Source organism: Rhodobium gokarnense (assembly GCF_025961475.1).
In the GTDB taxonomy this organism is placed as follows: Bacteria; Pseudomonadota; Alphaproteobacteria; order Rhizobiales; family Rhodobiaceae; genus Rhodobium; species Rhodobium gokarnense.
In genome coordinates this window covers 119,096-141,885 of record NZ_JAOQNS010000004.1, presented here as the reverse complement: position 1 = coordinate 141,885, position 22,790 = coordinate 119,096, and the positions used below count along the sequence as shown (strand labels likewise).

Annotated in this window: 19 protein-coding genes; 9 read left to right on the top strand and 10 right to left on the bottom strand. The window is 66.7% G+C overall.

Going from position 1 to position 22,790, the window contains the following annotated elements; genetic code table 11:
- The first annotated feature begins 51 nt into the window (after positions 1–51).
- Genes M2319_RS08305 through M2319_RS08295 form a run of 3 tightly spaced genes read left to right on the top strand, consistent with a single transcriptional unit; the run spans position 52 to position 3,081 of the window.
- On the top strand, positions 52–912 hold the full coding sequence (locus tag M2319_RS08305) for an ABC transporter permease (protein WP_264600993.1): 861 nt from the start codon (positions 52–54) through the stop codon (positions 910–912).
- On the top strand, positions 909–1,736 hold the full coding sequence (locus M2319_RS08300) for an ABC transporter permease (protein WP_264600992.1): 828 nt from the start codon (positions 909–911) through the stop codon (positions 1,734–1,736). The genes M2319_RS08305 and M2319_RS08300 overlap by 4 nt, the downstream gene beginning before the upstream one ends.
- 22 nt (positions 1,737–1,758) lie before the next feature.
- Positions 1,759–3,081: an aspartate aminotransferase family protein gene (locus M2319_RS08295; protein ID WP_264600991.1), complete on the top strand. Its 1,323-nt coding sequence runs from the start codon at positions 1,759–1,761 to the stop codon at positions 3,079–3,081.
- Between the two features lie 100 nt (positions 3,082–3,181).
- Here M2319_RS08295 and M2319_RS08290 read toward each other — a convergent pair whose 3' ends face one another.
- The 5 genes from M2319_RS08290 to M2319_RS08270 form a co-directional block, all read right to left on the bottom strand.
- Complete coding sequence (locus tag M2319_RS08290) at positions 3,182–4,585, bottom strand: aminotransferase (RefSeq protein WP_264600990.1); 1,404 nt, start codon at positions 4,583–4,585, stop codon at positions 3,182–3,184.
- A 98-nt stretch (positions 4,586–4,683) separates the two neighbouring features.
- Positions 4,684–5,349, bottom strand: coding sequence for a GntR family transcriptional regulator (locus tag M2319_RS08285; protein WP_264600989.1), 666 nt, complete (start codon positions 5,347–5,349; stop codon positions 4,684–4,686).
- Positions 5,350–5,515: 166 nt separating this feature from the next.
- Positions 5,516–6,175 carry an ABC transporter ATP-binding protein gene (locus tag M2319_RS08280; RefSeq protein ID WP_264600988.1) on the bottom strand — a complete coding sequence of 220 codons (660 nt, stop codon included), beginning with the start codon at positions 6,173–6,175 and terminating at the stop codon, positions 5,516–5,518.
- Positions 6,172–6,954 (bottom strand): ABC transporter permease, encoded by a 783-nt coding sequence (locus M2319_RS08275; protein ID WP_264600987.1) that lies wholly within the window; start codon positions 6,952–6,954, stop codon positions 6,172–6,174. Before M2319_RS08275 ends, M2319_RS08280 begins: the two co-directional genes overlap by 4 nt.
- A gap of 4 nt (positions 6,955–6,958) precedes the next feature.
- The gene (locus M2319_RS08270; RefSeq protein WP_264600986.1) at positions 6,959–7,972 is read right to left on the bottom strand and encodes an ABC transporter substrate-binding protein; all 1,014 of its coding nucleotides are present in this window, start codon (positions 7,970–7,972) and stop codon (positions 6,959–6,961) included.
- 486 nt (positions 7,973–8,458) lie between these two features.
- On the opposite strand from M2319_RS08270, the gene M2319_RS08265 reads away from it, so the two are divergent.
- Together M2319_RS08265 and M2319_RS08260 are read left to right on the top strand one after the other, a co-directional pair.
- Positions 8,459–10,456: an FAD-dependent oxidoreductase gene (locus tag M2319_RS08265; RefSeq protein ID WP_264600985.1), complete on the top strand. Its 1,998-nt coding sequence runs from the start codon at positions 8,459–8,461 to the stop codon at positions 10,454–10,456.
- A gap of 3 nt (positions 10,457–10,459) precedes the next feature.
- A complete protein-coding gene (locus M2319_RS08260) occupies positions 10,460–12,319 on the top strand; it encodes a [FeFe] hydrogenase, group A (RefSeq protein ID WP_264600984.1) in 1,860 nt (619 codons plus the stop codon).
- A 34-nt stretch (positions 12,320–12,353) separates the two neighbouring features.
- On the opposite strand, the gene M2319_RS08255 is transcribed toward M2319_RS08260, so the two are convergent.
- Entirely contained in the window at positions 12,354–13,280 is a 927-nt protein-coding gene (locus tag M2319_RS08255; RefSeq protein WP_264600983.1) for a hydrogen peroxide-inducible genes activator, read from the bottom strand.
- Positions 13,281–13,579: 299 nt separating this feature from the next.
- Here M2319_RS08255 and katG point away from each other — a divergent pair, with 299 nt between their 5' ends.
- The 4 genes from katG to M2319_RS08235 all read left to right on the top strand — a co-directional run bounded on the left by katG (position 13,580) and on the right by M2319_RS08235 (position 18,419).
- Positions 13,580–15,802, top strand: coding sequence for a catalase/peroxidase HPI (katG, locus tag M2319_RS08250; protein WP_264600982.1), 2,223 nt, complete (start codon positions 13,580–13,582; stop codon positions 15,800–15,802).
- 277 nt (positions 15,803–16,079) lie between these two features.
- Positions 16,080–16,502 carry a hypothetical protein gene (locus tag M2319_RS08245; RefSeq protein WP_264600981.1) on the top strand — a complete coding sequence of 141 codons (423 nt, stop codon included), beginning with the start codon at positions 16,080–16,082 and terminating at the stop codon, positions 16,500–16,502.
- A 221-nt stretch (positions 16,503–16,723) separates the two neighbouring features.
- The gene (locus M2319_RS08240; protein ID WP_264600980.1) at positions 16,724–17,803 is read left to right on the top strand and encodes an endonuclease/exonuclease/phosphatase family protein; all 1,080 of its coding nucleotides are present in this window, start codon (positions 16,724–16,726) and stop codon (positions 17,801–17,803) included.
- Positions 17,804–18,035: 232 nt separating this feature from the next.
- Positions 18,036–18,419, top strand: a complete 384-nt coding sequence (locus M2319_RS08235; protein ID WP_264600979.1) for a YbaN family protein — start codon at positions 18,036–18,038, stop codon at positions 18,417–18,419.
- Between the two features lie 105 nt (positions 18,420–18,524).
- Here M2319_RS08235 and M2319_RS08230 read toward each other — a convergent pair whose 3' ends face one another.
- The 4 genes from M2319_RS08230 to M2319_RS08215 all read right to left on the bottom strand — a co-directional run bounded on the left by M2319_RS08230 (position 18,525) and on the right by M2319_RS08215 (position 22,731).
- A complete protein-coding gene (locus M2319_RS08230; protein WP_264600978.1) occupies positions 18,525–18,860 on the bottom strand; it encodes a lipid-A-disaccharide synthase N-terminal domain-containing protein in 336 nt (111 codons plus the stop codon).
- The gene (locus M2319_RS08225) at positions 18,838–19,620 is read right to left on the bottom strand and encodes a glycosyltransferase family 2 protein (protein WP_406682085.1); all 783 of its coding nucleotides are present in this window, start codon (positions 19,618–19,620) and stop codon (positions 18,838–18,840) included. The genes M2319_RS08230 and M2319_RS08225 overlap by 23 nt, the downstream gene beginning before the upstream one ends.
- Positions 19,621–19,683: 63 nt before the next feature.
- The gene (locus tag M2319_RS08220) at positions 19,684–20,589 is read right to left on the bottom strand and encodes a phosphatase PAP2 family protein (RefSeq protein ID WP_264600976.1); all 906 of its coding nucleotides are present in this window, start codon (positions 20,587–20,589) and stop codon (positions 19,684–19,686) included.
- Between the two features lie 216 nt (positions 20,590–20,805).
- On the bottom strand, positions 20,806–22,731 hold the full coding sequence (locus tag M2319_RS08215; RefSeq protein WP_264600975.1) for an ArnT family glycosyltransferase: 1,926 nt from the start codon (positions 22,729–22,731) through the stop codon (positions 20,806–20,808).
- Positions 22,732–22,790: the final 59 nt, after the last annotated feature.

Sequence of the window (22,790 nt, the reverse complement as noted above, 5' to 3'; positions counted from 1 at the left end):
CCGACCATGCGTCCCGGAGGCGGGGCGCCGTCGTCGTTGCGAGGTCCGCCGGTGTTTCGACCCCCGACACAAGTCGATCCCAAGGGGCATGGCTCCTTCGTCCTGATCTGGAGCTTCGCCGCGCTCCTGCCCGTCCTCGGGCTGGTTCTGTGGTCCGTCCTCAGCATGCAAAACTTCCGGCTGGTCTGGGAGCCGTCGCTGCAGGCCTATTACGACGTCCTCGCCTCCGGGCGCTGGGAGGTGACGGTGCGCACGCTTCGCATCGCCGCCATCGTCACCCTGATCGAGATCGTGCTCGCGGTCCCCTTCGCCCTGTGGATCGCCAAGGGCACGCGGTCCGTCGCCGTCAGGACCACCTGCCTTGGCCTGCTGACGATCCCGTTCTTCCTCAGCCTTGCCTCGCGCACCATCGTCTGGCGCGGCATCCTCGGCCTCAACGGACCGCTGAATGCGGTCCTCATGCATCTCGGCATCGTCGACCAGCCGCTCGACTGGCTGCTGTTTTCCGAGTTCTCGGTCGTCCTCGGCCTCATCGGCCCCTATTTCCCGCCGATGGTGTTCCCGCTGTTCCTCGCCTTCGCCCTCATCGACGACGAGGTGCTGGAAGCCTCCAAGGACCTCGGCGCGCCGCCCTCCTTCACCTTCCTACACGTCATCCTGCCGCTCGCCATGCCGGGCCTCGGCGCCGGCATCGTCTTCACCTTCGTGCCGATGATCGGCGATCCGGTGGTGCCGGCGCTCCTCGGCGGCGGCAACGTCATCGTGCTGTCGGCCTCGGTGCAGAGCTTGCTCAGGATCCTCAACTATACCGTCGCCGCCGCCCTGTCGGTGCTGATGCTGATGATCCTCGTCGCCATCATCGGCGCGGCGAGTGCCCTCTCGGCGCGCATGGCACGGGGGCGCCTCGCATGACCCGCCGCCCCGGCATCGACCTCATCCCGCACTGGTCGGAACGCCATAGCTGGAAGCGCCTCGGCCTCGTCGCCGGCGTCATCGCCCTCGCCATCATCTACCTGCCGATCCTCTGGCTCGTCGTGATGTCGTTCAGCGCGGAACCGCTCAGCGGCTTTCCCGGCCCGTTCACGCTGGAATATTACCGCGAGCTGATGGCCCAACCGGACTGGATCGGCCCGCTCCTCAACAGCCTGGCGATCGCCGCCGGCGTTGCCGTCGTCGCCATGGTGACGGCGACCGTCGTCGGCCGCGCCATCCCGCGCATCGGCCGCGGCCGCTTCGGCATCGTCGGCGTCATGCTGCTGCCGATGATGATCCCCGGCGTCGTCATCGGCACCGCGCTGTTCCTCTATTTCCGGGTCGCCCTCGGCATGAAGATGGGGCTCTGGTCCCTGTTCCTCGGCCATTTCGTCTGGGCCTATCCGTTCGCGTTCCTCTCCGTGCTGATCGTCGCGCTGCGCTTCGACAAGGTGCTGCTCGACGCCGCCGCCGACCTCGGCTCCGGCCCGATCGAACGGTTCTGGCGGATCGAACTGCCGCTGATCAAGGACGGCGTCATCGCCGGTGGCCTCTTTTCCTTCCTCCTCTCCTTCAACGAGATCGCCCGCTCGATCTACCTGAAGGGACGCACCGAGACCCTGCCGATCTATCTCTGGCAGCAGGCCGCCTCCCACTCCTCCCATATCTCACTGATCTTCCCGCTCAACGTCCTGATCCTGGTCGCCTCGATCCTGATCGTCAGCCTGGCCTTCTGGTTCCTGTTCGGCCGCGCCAAGGGGTGAGCGCAACGACAAGGAGCTTTCCATGTCCGCCATCGACGACCTTCTGGAGCGCGACCGCAACGCCGTCGCCGGCATCGAGAAGCTGCGCTTCTTCCCCATCGCGCTGGAATCCGGCAAGGGCTGCTGGCTGACCGAGGTCGGTGGCCGCAAGCTCCTCGACCTGTCGGCCACCTGGACCGCCTGCGGCCTCGGCCACGGGCACCCGAAGATCATCGAGGCGATGACCAGAGCCGCGCAAACGCCGCCTGGCGCCGGCGGCCTGTCCGCCGTCCACCCGGACTCCGTCGGTTTCGCCGAGGAGCTGCTGGACTTCACCCCCGGCACCGGCGACCGGCGCGTCTATTTCGGCCATGCCGGCACCGATGCCAACGACGTCGTGTTCCGGGCCGCGCGGATGGCCACCGGCAAGAAACGCATCGTCACCTTCAAGCTCGGCTACCATGGCGGCCTCGGCGTCTCCATGCGGGTCTCCGGTGTCCATATCGACGGCGGCACGGAGCCCGATCCGGACCTCTACCTCGCCACCTACCCCAACCCGTTCCGCCCCCATGCGGACGGCCCCGACCCGGTCGCCGCATCGCTTGAGGCGAGCATCGCCGAGATCGATGCCGAACTTGCCAAGGGCGATGTCGCCATCCTGATGGCCGAGCCGATCCTCTCCGACGGCGGCATGATCGTCCCGCCGAAGGGTTTTCTGACGGCGCTGTCGGAGACCTGCAGGAAGCACGACGTGCTGCTCGCCATCGACGAGGTCAAGATGGGGCTCGGCCGGCCCGGCGTCCGCCACGCCTTCCAACTCGACGGCATCGTCCCGGACATCGTCACCTTCGGCAAGCTGATCGGCTCCGGCCTGCCGCTGTCGGCCGCTGTCGCGCCGGCCTGGGTGATCGACGGGCCGCCCGCCGCGGCGCTGCTGACCACCGCCGGCAACCCGATCTGCACCGCCGTCGGCCGCCAGGTCATGCGCACGCTGGTCGAAGAGGACATCCCGGCGCGGGCCGGCCGGGCAGGAACCCGGTTCATGGCGGGGCTGAGGGAGGTCATGGAGACGAGCCCGGTCATCGGCGACATACGTGGTGCCGGCCTTGCCATCGGCCTGGAACTGGTCACCGACAAGGAGACCAATGCCCCCGACGCGGCGCTCGCCACAAAGGTGGTCTACCGGGCGTTCGAGCTCGGCGCCGTCGTCCACTATGTCGGCGGCAACACGCTGGAGATCACACCGCCGCTGATCATTTCCGACGAGGAGGTGGACATCGCTGTCGACATTCTTAGCCGCGCGATCGCCGATGCCGCGGCAGGGATGGTCTCCGACGAGGCGGTCGCGCCCTTCGCCGGCTGGTAGGCAAACACCCTTTCCAACGAAAAAGCCCGACGGATCACTGCCGGGCTTTTTTTGCGCGCTCGAAAAACAAGGGGACGCACGCGGCGCCCCCCAAGGGTCGTCAGGCGATCAGCCTGTCTGCCTTGTAGGCATCGGCGACGGCATCGACCGAGGCCTTCACGCCCGCCACCAGCGCCTCAACGTTCTCCTCGGTCATCGACAGCGGCGGCGACATGGCGATGACGTCGCGGTGCGGCAGGGTGCGCACAAGGATAAGATTCTCGTAGCCCTTGGCCTGCACCTTGCCGGCGGTCTTCAGGGAGAGGTCGAACGCTTCCTTCGTCTCCCTGTCCTTGACCAGTTCCAGGCCGATCATCATCCCCTCGCCGCGGATGTCGCCGACGATCGGACTGTCGCCGATGGTCTCCTTGAGCCGCGTCTTCAGGAGCGCGCCCATCTTCGCGGCGTTGCCGACCAGGTTCTCCCGCTCCAGGATCTCGATATTGGCGAGTGCCGCCGCGGCACAGGCCGGGTGGGCCGAATAGGTGAAGCCGTGGCCGAAGCTCGCCATCTGCGGTGCGGTCTCTTCCAGCACGGCCCAGATCCTGTCGTTGATGACGCTCGCCGACAGCGGCAGGTAGCCGCTGGAAAGCCCCTTGGCCATGGTCATGATGTCCGGCCGGATGCCGTAGAACTCAGAGCCGAACCGCGCGCCGAGGCGCCCGAAGCCGCAGATCACCTCATCGGCGATCATCAGCACGTCGTATTTGTCGAGGACAGCCTGGACCTCCTGGAAATAACCCTCCGGCGGCGGCAGCACGCCGCCCGTGCCCATCACCGGCTCGGCGATAAAGGCGCCGACGGTCTCCGGCCCCTCTGAGAGGATCAGCTTTTCCAGTTCGCCGGCGAGCAGTTTGGAATAATCCGGCTCGCTCATATCGGCCGGCTTGTCGCGGAACATGTCGACGGAGCGCGTGTAGCGGATCTGCGGCAGCGGCAGGTCGAATTTCTGGTGATAGACCGGCATTGCGGTCAGGCTGCCGGCACCGATGGTGACGCCGTGATAGGCGCGGTCGCGGGAGATGATCTTCTTCTTGTCCGGCATTCCTCGCAGATTGTTGTAGTACCAGACGAGCTTGATGTTGGTGTCGTTGGCGTCCGAGCCGCCGGAGCCGAAGATCACCTTGCTCATCCCCTCCGGCGCCCAGCGCAGCACCTTGTCGCCGAGCCGGATCGAGGGCTCGTTCGACATCGACGTGAAGGAATGGAAGAACGGCAGCCGGCTCATCTGCGCGTTGACCGCCTCGACGATCTCCTTGCGCCCATAGCCCACATTCACGCACCACAGCCCGGCCGCGCCGTCGAGGAAGCGGTTTCCCCTGGTATCGGTGACATGGACGCCGGAGGCCTCGGCCATGATCCGCGGACCGTTGGCAAGATGGTCGGCAATGGAGGTGGCGGGATGGAGCAGGCACGCCTTGTCCATCTCTTCGAGCGCCAGATTGTGGGCGGGATTGTGATTCATCGGGGACTCCGGGGTGGGAACTGGTGACTCACTGTAATCAGTGATCACAAATCACACAAGCAGAGTCACGCACATGCATTGCGGAATTCCGTAAATTTTCAGGAGCCGTCGGTGGTGCGGATAAGGAAGTCCATGCCGTCGCGGATGTCGCGCTCAAGCTCGAGCCGCGCGGTCTTGCCGTCGCCCCGCGCGATCGCGTCGACGACCTGGTCGTGGCGGTCGATCTCGGCCTGGTGGCGCACGTCGGTCTGGAACAGGTGCATGAACGGCCCGATCTGCAGCCAGAGCCGTTCCACCAGGTCCATCAGCGGCACCGAGCCCGCCGCCTCGACGATCTCAAACTTGAACTTCTTGTTGGCGCTGACATAGGCGTGGGCGTCGCCGGAGAGCGAGGCCTCGGTGAGCGCCTTTGCGAGTTTCCTGAGCTTGGCCACCACCCGCTCGTCGGCGCGCCCGGCCGCCAGTTCCGCCGCCCGGCCCTCAAGCAGGGCGCGCAGTTCGAACCGCTCCAGATATTCGTCGCGGGTCATCTCCGGCAGTTCGATGCCGCCGGCCGCGTTCTGGCTGACGATCCGCTCCGACACCAGTCGGGTGAAGGCCGCCCGCACCGGCATGGCGCTGACGCCGAGTTCCTCGGCGATGCCGCGCACGGTCAGCCGCTCGCCGGGCGCGAACCGTCCCGCCATGATCGCGGCGCGCAATTCGCCATAGACGCGATCGTGCAGTGTTTCCCGGCTAATCTTGTGGAACCGCGTCCTGGACATCCTACCAACGTTCTTAAATGTGATTTTTGATCACATAGTTAGGAATAGCCTTTTTGGCCACGCTGTTCCAGTCGTCGAGGCAACATTATCCAACGAAAGCGGTTTCAATACCGCGATTTTTCGCCTCGCCCCGAGGCGGATTGAACGGGCGGGTGCCCGGACCGGCTCAGCGGCCTCCGGACGGCCCCGGAACGTCTTCCGCACCCGCAACCCGTGCCGGCGCCGGCGACAGGGTCACGATCCGCTCCGAGATCCGCGCCGCCTCGGCCGCATCGTGCGTGACGATGATCGCCGTGACGCCGCGCTCTTCGACGATGCCGCGCACCAGCGAATGCATCTGCCGGGCGAGATCGCCGTCGAGCGAACTGAACGGCTCGTCGAGGATGAGAAAGTCGGGTTCCGTGACGAGCGCCCTGGCGAGCGCCACCCGTTGGCGCATACCGCCGGAGAGCTGGCGCGGATATTTTTCGGCATCGGCCTCTGAAAGCCCGACGGAGACCAGCATCTCCCCTGCCCGCTTCCGGCGCTCTGCCGCCGGCACCCGGCCGGCCTTCAGCGCGAAGCCGACATTGGCGAGCGCCGTGCGCCAGGGAAGCAGCAGCGGATCCTGGAACATGATCGCCGCCCGCTCGAAATTACGTTCGACGCGGCCGGCATCTTTTTCAAGCAGCCCGGCGACGATGGCAAGCAACGTGCTTTTGCCACAGCCGGACGGGCCCATCAGCGTGGTGATCCCGCCGGTCGGCACCGCAAGGTCGATGCCGGCAAGCACCGGCACATCGCCATAGGAAAAGCGGACGCCCTCAAGGATCAGCGCATCGCTCATGGCGCGGTCCCGCCGGTCTCGCGCCACAGCTCCGCTCGGCGCTGGAACGGCTGCAGCAGGAGCCGGTCGACAACGATGAGGACGGCGACGAGGACCACCACCCAGGCCATGGTCTCTGCCGTGTCGACCCGCGCCCGCGCCGCGGCGAGCCCGTCGCCGATGCCGCCGACGCCGGACAGGAGCTCGGCCATCACCGACACCTTCCACGACATGGCGAGCGTGGCGGTAAAGGCCGGAAAGAGATGGCTCAGCATGTGCGGGGCATAGACGTCGAGAGCCATCGCCACGGGCGGCGCCCGGTAGGCCCGCGCCATCTTCGCGAGGTCGCCGTCAAGGCTGCGCGCCCCCTCCGCCGCCGCCGCAAAGACGATGGGCGCGGTGACGACGGCAACGGTGAAGACGACGGCCGAATGGCCGGGAAACCAGAGCAGCGCCAGCACGATCCAGGCGATCGCCGGCACGCCGAGAAGGACGATGGCAACGGGCCTGAGCGTGAACCGGACGTCGTCGACGAGCCCGGCCAGCGTCCCGGCAAGGACGCCGATCAGCGCTCCGACAATCCAGCCGCCGGCCGCATGGAAGGCGGTCGCGGCAAGCGCCGGCCCGACCTCCCCGGCAAACGTCATGCGCCAGAGCGCGACCGCCGTCTCGCCGAGGCCGGGCAGCACCAGCGACCCGTAGGCAAGATGCCCGACCTGCCAGAGGACGAGCAGGAGGGCAATGCCGAGGGCAGCAAAGAGCACCGGTCTGAAGCCGCGCCTGTCCGCCCTCTTGCCCATCGCGTCAGCCCCAGTAAAACGAATCGTCCGGCTTCTTCCCGCCGACGATCGCCGGATTGAGGCTCATGAGATTGTCGAAATAGAGCTCAATGTCCTCGCGTGCGTCTTTCGCCGAGGCGACACTTAGCCGGATAAAGGGCAGCGACTTGGCGATCAGCGGCGCCGGCAAGGTCAGCGTCTTTGCCGTCAGCTTTCCGGCCTCCTGCTGATGCTCGAGCACCCATGTGCCGGCATCGACGGTCGCCGCATGGACGGCCGCGACGACCTCCGGATGGGCCTCAAGAAAATCCTCGCTGACGGCGAGCCCCACCTGCGGGATTTTTGGGCCGCGGCCGGTGTGCTTGCCATAGGCCTCGGTGATGTCGATCGCCCGGCGGATCGGCACGTTGGCCTTCGCCGCCCGCATCAGGGCCGCCGTCGCCGCCGGCTCATGCAGGAGGGCGACGTCGCCGCGCCCGGCCAGGAACAGCGGCACCGCCTCGCCGGGCGAGCCCACATAGTCGAGCGTCACGTCCTTGTCCGGATCGAGCCCGGCCCAGCCGAGCACCAGCCGGAACAGGAGGTCCGGCGCCTCGTTCTTGTTCGACAGCAGCACGTGCTTGCCGGCGAGGTCCTCGATCGTCGCGATGCTCTCGTCCCGGGCCATCACGTAAAGAAGCCCCCAGGTCACCACATTGACCATCACCGTCCCCGCCCCGCGATTGTGGAAATTGGCCGCGGCATAGGTCGAGGTGGCGAACATCTTGAAGGCGCCGGTGGCGATCCCGGCCCGCATCTGGTCGGTGCTCTTCCAGACATCGAATTTGGTGCCGGGCGCCGCCGCCTCGATCGCGCCCGACGCAACCGCCCGCGCGAACACGGCGGACGGAGACGCCGGAATGCCCCACAGCGTCAGCGGCTCGGCAAGCGCCGGCGCCTTGGCAAGGGCAAGCGAGGGGTTGAGGGCGGCAAGGCCGGCGAGGCCGAGACCGCGAAGGACCTGGCGCCGGTCGATGCCGGCGGACGGGTAAAAGGACATGGGCTGAGGCTCCTTTTTCCGGCATGCAAGGGTCCCGGCGGGAAAGCCGGGAACAAGCGGTGCGGCACGTGCCGACGGGCAATCGAAAGACTTGGGCTTGCACTGGTCTGACAACGATTTGCAGACGATGCAAGGGGGCGCGACATGGCGACGCCCGCCACCCGTCGAAACGGCCGGAAAAAGGCGTTCCGGCAGCGCCGCTTTTCGTCGAAAACCCGCGCGTTCCAGGCCCGTCGGCAATGGTTGCAGGCCGCTTCGGACGTCCCCGGCTGCGACATAAGGGATTGATCTAACACAAAGCTATGCAAGGCATCTTATGTGATGGTTTCGGGCGCGATGAGCGGTGTTCCTCCAGCCGCGGAATCGCCCCTCTCGGAACGAAGGCTCGCGGGCACTTCGGCCTTGGTGACATGCCGGCGCATGGTCACCGCCCCTGAAGATGCGGCGCGCTTCGGATCGAGGTCACCCTGCTGGATCGAGGTCACCATGGCACAGGTCGCATTTGGCGTATGGGACGGCGTCGTTCACGACGCCCGCAACATGGCCATCGACGCGCAACCCTCCATTTCCGCATTGAAGAATTTCGACGAGTTCGACGATGGTAACCCCATCCGCGCCTTTTTCGGCGACCGCGGCTTCTTCGTCTTCGACGAGACCGTCAGCCTCGTTGATGCGCTGTTCCACTACATGAACAAGGCGGCGGAGGAATCCTGCGGCGCCTGCACCCCGTGCCGGATGGGCACGATGCTGGTGCGCGACGCGCTCGATGCCATGCGCCGCGGCATCGATTCCCCGCTCGACTTCGACGAGATCGAGATTCTCGGCGAGCAGATGACCGAGACCTCGCTCTGCGGCCTCGGCAAGACCTGCTCGGTCGCGCTGCTCGACGTCATCCGCAACTTCCGCGACCGCATCGAAAAGGAAGTGGCCGCCAAGCGCCCGATCCGCGCCCAGCACGGCATGGCCTATATGACCGCGCCCTGCATCGAGGCGTGCCCGTCGAAGATCAACGTGCCGCGCTACATCGACTACATCCGCGACGGCAAGCCGGAGAACTCCCTCGGCGTCCTGTTGCAGAAGTACCCGATGGCCGCCACCTGCGGGCGCGTCTGCGTGCGCTATTGCGAGGAGGCCTGCCGGCGCAAATTCGTCGACGAGGCCGTCGGCATCAAGACCCTGAAGCGCTACGTCGCCGACCAGCAGAAGGGCCCGAACGCGCTGAAATTCACCCGCGACATGATCAGGAAGCCGCTCGCCGACGGCATGCGGGTGGCCGTCGTCGGCGCCGGCCCGGCCGGCATTTCCTGCGCCTACCACCTGCTCCTCCAGGGCTATCATGTCGACCTCTTCGAAAAGCACGAGCAGGCCGGCGGCATGGCCCAGATCGGCATCCCGAGCTATCGCCTGCCGAAGGACACGCTGGCGATGGAGACCGACATCATCGCAGCGCTCGGCGGCCGCTTCCTGTTCGGCCAGCAGCTCGGCCGCGACTTCACCGTCGAAGACCTCTTTGCCCGCGGCTACAAGGCCGTCTTCCTCGGCCTCGGCTGCCAGGCCGGCACCGCCCTCGGCGTCGAGGGAGAGGAGCATGCCCGCGACGGCTATCACCGCGGCATCGATTTCCTCCTGAAGGTCCACGACCATGTCGCCGGCGTCCGCAACCTCGACCTCTCCGGCGAGGTGGTCGTCGTCGGCGCCGGCAACGTCGCCATGGACTGCGTGCGCTCGGCCGTCCGCCTCGGCGCCGACAACGTCCACGTGGTCTATCGCCGGACGCGCGGGGACATGCCCGCCGACGACGAGGAGATCGTCGCCGCCGACCACGAGGGCATCCATCTCCACACCCTGACCAATCCGACCCGCATCCTGACCGAGGACGGCAAGGTGGTCGGCGTCGAACTGGTCAAGATGGAACAGACCGAGCCGGACGACTCGGGCCGGCGCAAGGTGCGCCCGATCCCTGGCACCGAATACACCATCCCCTGCGACACCATCGTCGCCGCCATTGGCCAGCAGGTCGAGGACGAGGCCATGGTCGAGAGCGACGGCATCGCCTTCAACCGCTGGAAATGCGTGGAGACCGACGATGCGCTCTTGACCTCGCGGCCCGGCGTCTTTGCCGGCGGCGACTGCGTCACCGGCCCCTCGACCCTGATCTACGCCATGTCCGCCGGCCTTCAGGCGGCCCGCAACATCAATGACTGGATCCAGCTCGGCACCATCCGCTTCTTCAAGCGCACCCGCATGCGCCAGCTCCTGGAGGACAACAAGATCCTCGCCAACGACGTGGTCGAGACCCCGGTGCGCGCCGCCTACCGGGTGCACAATCCGGCCCTCGATCCGGAGCTGCGCAAGCACATGTTCGGCGAGGTCGAGCAGACCATCTCCAACCGCGAGGCCTATGCCGAGGCCCAGCGCTGCATGCGCTGCTACCGGGTCTATTCCGTCATCACCCAGCATTCCATTCCGGAAGGGGCGACCTGAGCCATGTGGACCATCGACAACGAGGTGATCGGGCGCGACCCGGCCGAGGCGACCGTCTCGCTGACCATCAACGGCAAGGCCTGCACCGCCTTTCCCAACGAGACCATCCTGCACTGCGCGCGCCGCCACGACATCTACATCCCGACGCTGTGCGAGCTCGACGACATCGACCACACGCCCGGCACTTGCCGGGTCTGCATCGTGGAAATCGTCCAGGCCGGTCGGGAAATGGAGCAGTTCGTCACCTCCTGCAACACGCCGGTCGGCGAAGGCATGGTGGTCCAGACCCGCACCCCCAAGGTGCGCGCCATGCAGAAGCTCCAGGTCGAACTGCTGATGGCCGACCACCTGCAGGACTGCGCCACCTGCACCCGCCACGGCGACTGCGAATTGCAGGACCTCGCCCAGTTTGTCGGCCTGAAGGAGAACCGCTTCTTCGACCGCCAGCGCACCGAGGCGCGCGAGGTCGACGAATCGTCCCCGGCCCTGATCCGCGACATGCGCCGCTGCGTGCGCTGCCAGCGCTGCGTCGCCGTCTGCCGCTACTTCCAGGAGGTCGATGCCCTCGTCATGTCCGGCACCGGCGTCAACCGGCTGGTCAGCCTCCGCCACGGCTTCGAGCAGGTGAACTCCACCTGCATTTCCTGCGGCCAGTGCGTGCTGGTCTGCCCGACCGGGGCGCTCGGCGAGCGCGACGAGACCGACCGGGCGCTCGACTATATCTGCGATCCGGAACTCACCACAGTTATCCAGTTCGCCCCCGCCGTGCGCGTCGCCTTCGGCGAGGAGTTCGGCATGCCCCCCGGCACCAATGTGCAAGGTCATGTCATCGCCGCCTGCCGCAAGATCGGCGTCGACGTCGTGCTCGACACCAACTTCGCCGCCGACGTCGTCATCATGGAGGAAGGCATCGAGCTGCTGGAACGGCTGAAGGCCGGCCGCAAGCCGACCTTCACCTCCTGCTGCCCGGCCTGGATCAACTTCGCGGAAATCCACTATCCGGACATCCTGCCGCTGCTGTCCTCCACCAAGTCGCCGCAGCAGGTGCTGTCGACCCTGGCCAAGACCTACCTGCCAGAAAAGCTTGGCGTTCCGCGGGAGAAGATCCGGGTCATCTCGATCATGCCCTGCACCGCCAAGAAGGACGAGGCGGTGCGCCCGCAGCTCCATATGGACGGCGGCCTGCCGGAGACGGACGTGGTACTGACCACCCGCGAATTCGCCCGGCTGTTGCGCCGTGAGGGCATCGACCTGAAGGACCTGGAGCCGTCAGAGTTCGACAACCCCTATATGAGCGAGTTCACCGGCGCCGGCGCCATCTTCGGCACCACCGGCGGCGTCATGGAGGCCGCAGTCCGCACCATCTACGCGGTCGTCAACGGCAAGGAACTGGAGGACGTCGAACTGACCCAGCTTCGCGGCTTTGAGGGCGTGCGCACAGCAACCGTAAACCTCGGCGGGCCCTTCGGGGACGTCAAGGTCGCCATGTGCCATGGCCTCGGCGACACGCGGGCGCTGGTTGAAAAGGTCCGCAGCGGCGATGCCGATTTCGACTTCATCGAGGTCATGGCCTGCCCCGGCGGCTGCGTCGACGGCGGCGGCTCGCTGCGCTCCAAGAAGGCCTACCTGCCGCTCGCCATGGCCCGGCGCGAGACGATCTACAATGTCGACCGGACCCGCAAGGTGCGCCAGTCCCACAACAACGAGCAGGTCAAGACGCTCTACCGCGACTTCCTCGATGCGCCGAATTCGGAAAAGGCGCACAAGCTGCTGCACACCCACTATTCGGAGCGCAGCCGCGACATGCACCAGACGGTGAAGGAGGTCTGGGACGACATCACCATGAGCACGATGCTTTACTGAGCATCGGCTCGTGTAAGGCGGCGACGGTCGCGCATCACGCCGTTGCCGCCGCCGGCCGGCCCGCCTCCTGAAGCCCCTCGCCCGACTGCCGCACGACCTCGGCGATCTGCCGGAACTGGTCGGCGAGCGGGCTGGTCTTGCGCCAGATCATGCCGACGGTCCGTGACGGGCACGGGGTCTCGAAATGGCCGATGGCGACCGGCGCGGAGCGGGTCTCGACGGCGACCGCCATTTCCGGAATGAGCGTCACGCCGATCCCGGCGCCGACCATCTGCACCAGCGTCGACAGCGAACTGGCGTCCAGCCCCTCGCGCGGACGTGCCGCCTGCATGTTGCAGAAGGCGAGCGCCTGGTCGCGGAAGCAATGGCCCTCTTCCAGCAGCAGGAGCTGCATGTCGCGCAGCGTCTCCGGCCCGGGCATCGGCGCATCGGCCTCTGCCTCCGGCCGCACCAGCACGAAGTCTTCTGAGAACAGCGCCACCTCCGTCAGCGACGGCTCGGAAACCGGCAGCGCCACGATCGCCGTGTCGATGCGCCCGTCGGCCAGTTCCGCCACCAGGCGCGAGGTCGTCGTCTCGCGCACATGGATCCGAAGCCCCTCGTGGAGCCTTGTGAGATTGCCGATCAGCGTCGGCAGCAGATAGGGCGCGATCGTCGGGATGACGCCGATCCTGAGCCCGCCGACCAAGCGCTCGCGTGAGGCCCGGGCAAGGTCGGCAAGCTCGTCGACCGAGCGCAAGATACCGTTGACCCGCTCGGCCACCTCCTCGCCGAAGGCCGTCAGCCGCACCTGGCGGGCGTTGCGCTCGAACAGCACCGCCCCGAGGCTGTCCTCCAGCTCCTTGATCTGCATGGAAAGCGCCGGCTGCGAAATGGCACACGCTTCCGCTGCCCGTTTGAAGTGTCCATGGCGCGCCAGCGCGTCAAAATAGCGAAGCTGCTTCAAGGTCATATGGATCATAAGGACATCTTATTGCAAATATCAGAAAATACAAATTTATCTGATGGCATCCATTGAATAGAATGATTTTAGAAAAGGTTGGAGAGCCGGGGTCGTCGACTCCCCCGGCGGACGCCCCGCGGCGGGGCGCTCCGGAAAAAGATTTCCATTCGGCACGCCAGCGTGCCACCCGGCCGGTTCCCTTTTTGCCGGCCGCGGGCCTGGACGATCACGGGCGGAATTCCCCGCCCCGAGAGAACGGTTCCGGCCCGTCAAACGACCCATTCGCTTCGATGCATCCAGATAGATGGGAGAGAAACATGGACGTCAAATCAGACAAATCGAGCCAGTCCGGCGGTTGCCCGATCGCCCACGGCGTCACCAACGCCAGCATGCGGTCCAACCGCGACTGGTGGCCGAACCAGCTTAACCTGAAGATGCTGCACCAGAATTCCGCGCTGTCCGACCCGATGGGCGAGGGCTTCAACTACGCCGAGGAATTCAAGAAGCTGGACCTGAAGGCCGTCAAGGAAGACCTCTACGCCCTGATGACCGACAGCCAGGACTGGTGGCCGGCCGACTACGGGCATTATGGCGGCCTCTTCATCCGCATGGCCTGGCACTCCGCCGGCACCTACCGCACCGGCGACGGCCGCGGCGGCGCGGGCGCCGGCCAGCAGCGCTTCGCCCCACTCAATTCCTGGCCGGACAACGGCAACCTCGACAAGGCCCGCCGCCTGCTGTGGCCGATCAAGCAGAAATACGGCAACAAGCTCTCCTGGGCCGACCTGATGATCCTCGCCGGCAACTGCGCCATCGAATCCATGGGCGGCAAGACCTTCGGATTTGCCGGCGGCCGCGCCGACGTGTGGGAGCCGGAAGAGGACGTCTACTGGGGCGGCGAGGACGAGTGGCTGGCGACCAGCGACCACGAGCTCGCCCGCTATTCCGGCGACCGCGAGCTGGAGAACCCGCTGGCCGCCGTGCAGATGGGCCTCATCTACGTCAACCCGGAAGGCCCGGACGGCAATCCCGATCCCCTCGCCTCGGCCAAGGACATCCGCGAGACCTTCGCGCGCATGGCCATGAACGACGAGGAGACCGTGGCGCTGACCGCCGGCGGCCACACCTTCGGCAAGACCCACGGCGCCGGCCCGGTCGACCAAGTTGGCCCGGAGCCGGAAGCCGCCCCGCTGGAGGCCATGGGCTTCGGCTGGCTCTCCACCTGGAAGAGCGGCAAGGGCGTCGACGCCATCACCTCGGGCCTGGAGGGTGCCTGGACGCCGAACCCGATCCAGTGGGACATGGGCTATTTCGACGTCCTCTTCAAATACGACTGGGAAAAGACCAAGAGCCCAGCGGGCGCCTGGATCTGGCAGCCGGTCGGCCTTGAGGAAGCGGATATGGCGCCGCAGGCGGACGGCTCGGGCAACAAGGTCCCGATCATGATGTCGACCGCCGACATGGCCATGAAGCTCGACCCGATCTACGGGCCGATCTCCAAGCGCTTCCACGAAAACCCGGAAGCGTTCGCCGATGCCTTCGCCCGCGCGTGGTTCAAGCTGACCCACCGCGACATGGGTCCGAAGTCGCGCTATCTCGGCCCGGAAGTGCCGGAAGAGGACCTGATCTGGCAGGATCCGATCCCCGAGGTCGACCATGAGCTGGTCGATGCCAAGGATGTCGCCGACCTGAAGGCGAGCATCCTGGCCTCCGGCCTCTCGGTCTCTGAACTGGTCTACACCGCCTGGTCGTCGGCCTCGACCTTCCGCGGCTCCGACAAGCGCGGCGGCGCCAATGGCGGCCGCATCCGGCTTGCCCCGCAGAAGGACTGGGACGTCAACCAGCCCGACCAGCTCGCCAAGGTGCTGCAGGTCCTGGAAGGCATCCAGAAGGACTTCAACAACGCCCAGTCCGGCGGCAAGAAGGTCTCTCTGGCCGACCTGATCGTGCTTGGCGGTGCGGCCGCCGTCGAAAAGGCGGCGAAGGACGCCGGCCATGCCGCGGACGTTCCCTTCACGCCGGGCCGCATGGACGCCGCGGCGGAGGACACCGACGTCGAAGCCTTCGACGTGCTGGAGCCCGTCACCGACGCGTTCCGCAACTACGCCAAGGCCAAGTACACCATCACCGAAGAGGAGCTGATGATCGACAAGGCCCAGCTTCTCAACCTGACGGCACCGGAAATGACGGTGCTGGTCGGCGGCATGCGGGCCCTTGGTGCCAATTACGGCAACTCGCCGCACGGTGTCTTCACCGACCGTCCGGGCGTGCTGACGAACGACTTCTTCGTCAACCTCCTGGACATGGGCACCGAGTGGAAGGCGACCTCCGGCGACGAGGACCTCTTTGAGGGCCACGACCGCAAGACGGGCGACGTCAAATGGACCGGCACCCGCTGCGACCTGGTCTTCGGCTCCAACTCGCAGCTCCGCGCCCTGTCCGAAGTCTACGGCCAGGCCGATGCGTCTGAGAAGTTCGTCAAGGACTTCGTGGCGGCCTGGAACAAGGTGATGAACGCCGACCGTTACGACGTCGCGTAAGCGGCGCACCCCCAATACCTCCGGGCGCGGCCTGCTGCGCCCGGAGGCGGCGGGAGCGACCAAGGGGAAAGGCGTCCGGGCACCTCTCGCAATTCTCTCCGGACACAGGAAGACGGCGGCGTTTCACGGGCAGTGGAGCGCCGCTTTTTTCTTGAAAAAACACCCGCCGGGTGCGTCCTTTTCCGGGCGGCCATCCGCCGCCTGGCACGGCACCGCCCGGCCGGGCTATTCTCCTCCTCGCGGGGGCGCCGTTGCAGCCCGAACGGGAGAGCCAATTGTGAAACAAATCGCCAAAATCGGAATACTGGTCGGCGTCGGGGTGGCGGTGATGGGGATCATCTTCCCGGCCCACTCGGTCCGCATCTTCGTCGGAGTGGGCACCTCGCCCTCGCTTTTTTCCGCCCTGCCGGTGCTTAGCGTATGGATCGTCATTTCCGGCTTCATCATGATGGTCGCCGGCGGCTTCGGCGAAGGCATCACCAGCCTCGTGATCCTGCCCGTAAACATCGCTCTGACGGCCTATTTCGCGGCCGGTCCGGCGACCAGCGTGACCGTGCCGACCCCCTTTGCGCTGCCCGTCGGCTACGGCCTCGGCCCGATGGCCGTGTTCGGCGGCTCCGTGCTTGCCTTCCTGTTCGCCGCCCTGATGGTGATTTCCCGCTATGGCGGCGGAAGACAGCGCGTTGCCGGCGCCGGCTGATCCGTCGCGCGCGCCCGTAGCTGCCAACCTGGCAGACGCAATGCGGGAGGACGGCGATCTCCCGGCGCAAAGCTGAGGTTTTCCGGGAACGTTGGCGCCGGCTCCCGCGTTGGTCGAGCAACGATGCCGGCACCGTCACATCGGCGTAGTCGGCGCCGGCACGCTTGGCGTCCTGCCGGCGCCCGTTGCCGCCGACCGTCATCAACCACCGGGGGAGACACGTGCATCTGGGACTGGGAATAGCCGCAGCGCTCTGCCTTCTGGCGAGCCTGATACCGCTCCTGCCGATCCCGCATGGCGCCGTGCGGATGTTCGATTTCGCGCGCCTGCAGATCCTCGCCTTCAGTGCGGCAACGCTGGTGCTGGCGGCGGCTCTTCTGCCCTTCGACACCGCGGCGATTGTGATCATCGGCGCGGCCCTTGCCGCTGCCGCCATCCAGATCGTCCACGTCATCCCCTTCACGCCGGTCTGGCCGACCCAGACGGCCCGCTACGAGGGCGCGGACGGCACTGCCGATTTCCTCTCCCTGCTGGTCTCCAACGTCAAGCAGAGCAACCGCGACTACGACAAGCTTTGCGCGGTGGTCGCCGAGGAAAAGCCGGACATCGCCGTCTTCATGGAGACCGATCCCGGCTGGGCCAAGGGCCTGCGCCCTGTCCTCGACGACTTTGCCGAGACCGTCGAATGCCCGCTGGACAACAGCTACGGCATGATCGTCGCCTCACGGCTGAAGCTGCGCGAGGCCGGCGTCCAGCACCTCCTCAACGATGAGGTTCCGAGCATTTCGATCAAGGCCGAGACAAGGGGCGGCGCGCCGCTGCGCCTGATCGCCCTCCACCCGGAACCGCCGATCCCGACCAATGACACGATGGGGCGCGACGCGGAGATCCTTGTTGCCGGCCGCATGGCGCGCAAGGAAACCCTTCCCACCATCGTCACCGGCGACCTCAACGACGTCGCCTGGTCGCGCACCACGCGGCGCTTCCTGCGCATCTCGCGCCTGCTCGACCCGCGCCAGGGCCGAGGTACCTACAACTCCTTCGATGCGCGCTATCCGCTGCTGCGCTGGCCGCTCGACCACATCTTCCATTCAAGGGAATTCGAGCTGGTCGACATCCGCCGCCTGCCCTTCGTCGGCTCCGACCATTTCCCCATGTACTACCGCTTCGCGCTGGTGCCGGTCGACCGCAACGACCCGCCCGAAAAACCGTCCGAAGACGACCGCGAAGAAGCCCGGGACATCATCCGGACGGAGAAAAGCCGCGACCGCGAGCCGATCGGCACCGACTGGGAGACCTGAGCCGCCCGTCGCCGGGCAGTTTTCCCCATTGCGTGCCGCAAACCAGGTTCTAACGCGGATTTTACTTGCAAATCGTTCGCATTTGCACTAGATATGTATACAACAGGTTGCCTGGCGTGCCGGGCGCTGCGCCTCCCCGCTCCCGTCACGGCACGACAGGAACCGATCCGCCCGGCCGCCATTGTCGTAAGGCAAGGTGACGGACCGGTCCGGCAACAACGGGAAGACCACGATGCGACTGATCTGGATGGCACTTGGGTTTCTGAGCCTTGCGCTCGGCGCTGCCGGTGCGGTGCTGCCGCTGCTGCCGACGACGCCTTTCCTTCTGCTTGCCGCCTTTTCCTTCGCCCGCTCCTCGGAGCGCTTCCACGACTGGCTGGTCAACCACCGCTATTTCGGCCCGCCGATCCGCGATTGGCGCGAGAGCGGCGCCATCAGTCCGCGCGCCAAGATCCTCGGCACCACCGCCATGGCCGGCGCCGTCGCCCTGTCCGCCGCCATCGGCGTGCCGCCGATGCTGCTCGCGGTCCAGGCGGCCGTGATGATCCCGGTATGCCTGTTCATCTGGACCCGGCCCTCGCCGCAGCGCGTTCCCGCCGGCGTCGCCGCGGAATAAAGCGCTTTCCCAAAAAGTTGGCAGACTTTTTGGATAAGACATCGCGTGAAGACAAAAACCTGAAGCACGGTGCGTGCTTCAGAAAAGACGCAACGTGCTTCAGGCCTATTTCATCGGGTCGACGGGTCCGCGCGCCTCGCGGAAGATGAACCACAGATTCCGGAAATAGATCAGCAGCCCGAGCCCCTGGCCGGCGATGAACACCGGATCCTTGCGGATGATGGCGTAGGTCAAAAGCAGCGCGCCGCCGGCAACGGAGAAGAACCAGAACGCCACCGGCACGATGGAGCGCCCGGCCCGCTCGCTGGCGATCCACTGCACCACGAAGCGCATCATGAACATCGCCTGGGCGACGAAGCCGAGGATCACCCAGACGTCGAACTGTTCGACGAAGACGACGTGGAACCACGCCTGGATTTCAGAGATGACGCTCGCCGTCATGGCCGACGACCTCCGTGACCTGGGGAATGCGCCGACGCCGGCGCCGCAGCCACCACACGCCGAAAAGATCCAGGAGCCCGGTCCAGAACCGGTCCCAGATGCCGTATTTCGACTGCCCGAAGCGGCGCTGCCGGTCGAGGACGTCGAGATGGACGACCCCAAAGCCTTCGCGGATGACGAGCGCCGGCAGGAAGCGGTGCCAACTGTCGAAATAGGGCAGCCGGAGAAACACCTCACGGCGGATCGCCTTCAGCCCGCAGCCGCTGTCCCGCGTGCCGTCGGCAAGGATCGCGCCGCGCACCCGGTTGGCGATCCGCGAGGCGATCTTCTTGAGGAACGAGGCCTTGCGCTTCAGCCGCTGTCCCGCCGCCATGGCGATGGCCGGCCCGGCCGCCTCAAGCGCATCTACGAGCCTCGGCAGATAGGCCGGATCGTTCTCGCCGTCCCCGTCGATGGTGGCAATAATACGCCCACGCGCGGCAAGGAGCCCGGTGCGCACCGCAGCGCTCTGGCCGCAGGCCGCCTCGTGCCTGAGGCAGGAGAGCCACGCCCGCTCGCCGGCCAGCGCGCGCACGACCTCGCCCGTCCCGTCGCCCGAGCCGTCGTCGACGACGATCACCTCGAACGCCCGGCCCGACAGCGCCGCGGCGATCTCCTCGATCAGGATCGGCAGGTTCTCCGCCTCGTCCCGCGCCGGCACGACGACGCTGACATCGGCTGCCGCGGTCTCGTCTGGCAAAGCGGAAACCTCAGAAGTCATGACGGTCCGTCGAGTAGGTCGGCGAGGCGCGTGTGTGCCGATGCCGAGAGCTAGGAAGTCGGGCTAGAACGGCTTCAACGCCTGCCATCTTTCGCGGGCTATGTGCACCAAATCCCGGACCGCAACAAGGGGCCAGCGTGTGTGCAGCGGCTTGATGCTGCCGTCCCTGTCGATCCGAAAACCGAGCCGGCGCACGGCCATCTGCCGCGCCAGCCAGTAGGAAAAGCTGATGCCGATCAGCATGCCCATGGCCAGATCGCTCGGGTAGTGCGCGCCGATGATGAAGCGGCTGACGGCCGACCAGAAGGCAATGGCAAAGAGCAGCAGCCGCGCCCGCCGGAAGATGAAGAAGCCGGCAGTGACGAGCGCGAAGATGGTCGTGGCGTGGCCGGAGGGAAAGCTGGCATAGCCCGCATCGATGGTGAAGGGCGAAAAGTCGAAGGCGCCGAGCTGGTCGTAATATTTCGGCCGCGCCCGGCCGCACAGCACCTTCAGGAGGATGACGACGATGCCGCTCGCCGCCACCGAGGTGAAGACATAGCCGACATAGATGAGGAGCGTGGAGAGGCCCGCCCGAAGACGGCGGTCGAAGCGCTTCCAGTCGAGCGACAGGAGCAGGAGGCACAACAGTCCGGTCGGGATCAGGATCCAGTCGGATTTTCCAAGATCGGTGATGGAGCGGAAGGTCCGGGCGATCTCCGGCGTCAGCGTGCGGCGGAATTCGACGGAAAAGGGATCGAGGAAGACGGCGGCGAAACCGACCAGGAGCAGCGCGATGCCGAGGAAATCCTCAAACCGGCGCCCCGCCATGAAGGGATGGCGGCAACTCCTGCTCGCCCGGCCGCGGCGCCGGATCAGTGCATAGGTGGCCGCAGCATTGGCCTTCAGCCGGCGGCCGACGGCGCGCGCGCGATCCAGGGGGGCCCCCCCGGAGCCGGAATCCGGCGCGCGGGCGACCTCGTCCCTCACGACGATCGCGGCCCGTTCTTGCCGCGCCCGGCGTCATATCCGGCAAGGAGACCCCTCATTGCGTATCCGGCCGCTTGCGATGGTGGTCCGGTGCCGGCCGCCCCGGCAACCGGCGTTCGAATAGCGCAGTGATACCGCATTGTCAGGCGGAAATGGGACCACTCGCACAACAAAAATCGAATGTGTTGCCGAAGGACACAACCGGCCCCGCCGCCCTCAATCGCTCGCCGTGCCGCCCTCCGAACCGCCGATGGCAAAGACGCCGATGTCGAGGGCGCGCCCGCCATTGAGGTTGCGCCCCTCCTCGCGGCCCAGTTCTCGCGGTGCGGCGGAAAGGCCGGAAAGGCCAGCCATCACCGTGTCCTGATGCCGCGCATCGACCAGGAGGAGCCCGCAGGCGGTGTCACCGACGGCCTCGGCCGCGTTGTCCTTGTTGGCGAAATCGACCGGTCGCGGCGACAGGAAGACGAGGCTCGGCTCGGAAAATCCGACGCTGACGACCTTCGGATCGGGGCAGGCATCGAAGGCGGCGATCCTTGCTGCCAGCCGTCCGCTGATCCACAGATCGGAGAACGCCGGCGCGGCAAGGCCGAGGGCGCCGCCATAGACGATGGCAGCGGCCAGCAGCGAGGTCGCGACGAACCGCACCCGCGCGTGGCCGCCGCGATAATAATACCAGGCCAGCAGCGAGACGACGACGCCGAGGCCGACGACCGGAATGGCGTAGAACGCCATCGGCGTGCCGTTGAGATAGACGGCACCGGCAATGACGGCGGCAAGCACCAGCACCGGCAACACGAAGAGCAGCACCGACCAGATGCGCCCGATGAGCGTCGGCCGGTGGCCGTCGAAGGTTTCAAGCACGCCGGCCACGATGACGAGCGCCAGCGCCGGATAGAGCGGCAGCACGTAATGCGGCAGCTTGGTCGGCACCAGCTCGAAGATCACCCAGCTCGGAATGACCCAGAGGAGACAGAACCAGACCGCCGAGTTGCCCGGATGCCGGCGCATGTGGTTGAGCCCGGCCGGCAGGAAGGCCGAGAGCGGCCAGAGCGTTGCCAGCGCAACGAGCAGATAGGCGCCCGGCGGCGCGCCGTGGCTCTCCTTGGCGCCGGCGACCTTGGCCAGCATGTCGCCGCCGAAAGAGGCGGTATAGAACGCCCAGTCGGTCCTGATGCCGATGGCGACGAACCACGGCACGGCGAGGATGAGGAACAGGAGAACGCCGAAGACGCTGGCGAGCGGCTTCAGCCAGCGCACCGAGCGCTTCCAGACGATGCAGCCGATCATCGTCAGGCCCGTCACCATCACGATGATCGGCCCCTTGAGAAGCACGCCTGCGGCAAGCGCGACATAGAAGAACGCGGTGAAGAAAAAGCCGACCTTGCGCCCGACCCAGAGCCGGGCAAGCACAAGCTGGGCGGCAAGGATCGCCGCCAGCAGCATGGCGTCGGTCTTGGCAAGCCGCGCCTCGACGCCCGGTAGGATGACGGCGGCAAAGAACAGTGCCCCGACGAAGCCCACGGTCGGCCCGAAGAGGACCGCCCCGATGCGCCAGGTCAAAAGCACCGCAAGCACGGCACCGACGAGCGAGGGCATCCGGTAGATCCAGATTGGCGCCTTGTCGCCCATGCCGCTCGCCTCGACGGACGCCGCCTGCAGCCAGTAGATGCCGGCCGGCTTCTTGTGCCGGGCCTCGTCCTGGAAGCGGATGTCGACGAAATCGCGGGTCTCGACCATCTGCCGGCTCGCCTGGGCGAACCGCGCCTCGTCCCGGTCGACCGGGGGAATGTTGAAAAAGCCCGGCAGGAACAGGGCCAGGCACACGGCGACGAGCACCAGCGCCGTCAGCGGCGGGAACTTTGCCAGCGCATCGAGGAGATCCCGGCGCGGCCGCTTGGGCGCCTCGCCTTTTGGGGGCTCGGCCTTCGGCGGTTCGGGCTTCGGGTCCTCGGCCTCGACCGGTTCCGGCTCAGCAGGTCCGCCCCTGTGAAAGGCGGGAGCTTCGGCCGTCGGCGCCTCAGCGGCCGGCGGGCCACCCGCAGGCGCCGGCCCGGGCACGGGCGCATCCGCTGCCTTGGCCGCGTCCGGACCCGTCGCACCCGGAGCCTTTTCCTCCGGCTTGCCATCGCTCGTTGCCATCGACCAACCCCCTGCGGCGGTGCGCCTGTCGCGCTCCTTCATCTCAAGGGCCCAATCTA

Coding starts and splice junctions, on each gene's coding strand:
- M2319_RS08290 (WP_264600990.1), bottom strand. CDS start 4,585: ATGAATCACAATCCCGCCCACAATCTGGCGCTCGAAGAGATGGACAAG.
- M2319_RS08270 (WP_264600986.1), bottom strand. CDS start 7,972: ATGTCCTTTTACCCGTCCGCCGGCATCGACCGGCGCCAGGTCCTTCGC.
- M2319_RS08235 (WP_264600979.1), top strand. CDS start 18,036: ATGCGACTGATCTGGATGGCACTTGGGTTTCTGAGCCTTGCGCTCGGC.
- M2319_RS08265 (WP_264600985.1), top strand. CDS start 8,459: ATGGCACAGGTCGCATTTGGCGTATGGGACGGCGTCGTTCACGACGCC.
- M2319_RS08225 (WP_406682085.1), bottom strand. CDS start 19,620: ATGACTTCTGAGGTTTCCGCTTTGCCAGACGAGACCGCGGCAGCCGAT.
- M2319_RS08295 (WP_264600991.1), top strand. CDS start 1,759: ATGTCCGCCATCGACGACCTTCTGGAGCGCGACCGCAACGCCGTCGCC.
- M2319_RS08255 (WP_264600983.1), bottom strand. CDS start 13,280: ATGATCCATATGACCTTGAAGCAGCTTCGCTATTTTGACGCGCTGGCG.
- M2319_RS08230 (WP_264600978.1), bottom strand. CDS start 18,860: ATGACGGCGAGCGTCATCTCTGAAATCCAGGCGTGGTTCCACGTCGTC.
- M2319_RS08260 (WP_264600984.1), top strand. CDS start 10,460: ATGTGGACCATCGACAACGAGGTGATCGGGCGCGACCCGGCCGAGGCG.
- M2319_RS08285 (WP_264600989.1), bottom strand. CDS start 5,349: ATGTCCAGGACGCGGTTCCACAAGATTAGCCGGGAAACACTGCACGAT.
- M2319_RS08300 (WP_264600992.1), top strand. CDS start 909: ATGACCCGCCGCCCCGGCATCGACCTCATCCCGCACTGGTCGGAACGC.
- M2319_RS08215 (WP_264600975.1), bottom strand. CDS start 22,731: ATGGCAACGAGCGATGGCAAGCCGGAGGAAAAGGCTCCGGGTGCGACG.
- M2319_RS08280 (WP_264600988.1), bottom strand. CDS start 6,175: ATGAGCGATGCGCTGATCCTTGAGGGCGTCCGCTTTTCCTATGGCGAT.
- M2319_RS08275 (WP_264600987.1), bottom strand. CDS start 6,954: ATGGGCAAGAGGGCGGACAGGCGCGGCTTCAGACCGGTGCTCTTTGCT.
- katG (WP_264600982.1), top strand. CDS start 13,580: ATGGACGTCAAATCAGACAAATCGAGCCAGTCCGGCGGTTGCCCGATC.